General features: G+C 36.1%; 1 protein-coding gene. It reads right to left on the bottom strand.

Annotated elements, in window-relative coordinates; genetic code table 11:
- On the bottom strand, positions 1-257 hold a 257-nt coding region (locus H2O73_RS23755), incomplete at its 3' end, for a hypothetical protein (RefSeq protein ID WP_220457725.1).
- Positions 258-305 lie beyond the last annotated feature (48 nt).

Raw genomic sequence — 305 nt, forward strand, 5'->3', positions numbered from 1 at the left:
ATTTCTGTTAGTTCAAAGTCTTTGTAGTCGTGTATGATTCCGCAAAAGTCCTCTTTCCTGAAATGGTTGAGAAACCCATAAACTACACTTTCGGTTTTTCCACTTCCGGCGGATCCGATGACGGATGCGCCACGTTTAATATTATCCAGTTTGAAGTTTCCTTTGTTCGTAGAAAAACTGACTTGGTATTTCGTATTTCCATTTTGTACGTTTTCAGTTTTATGCAGAAAAACAAACAATCCTGTATTAATTAGCATTAGAGGACACACTAAATACAATAATATCAACACTAATTCATTCCCTTC

Origin of the sequence: Vibrio marinisediminis, from assembly GCF_014050145.1 — a bacterium.
Classification (GTDB): Bacteria; Pseudomonadota; Gammaproteobacteria; order Enterobacterales; family Vibrionaceae; genus Vibrio; species Vibrio marinisediminis.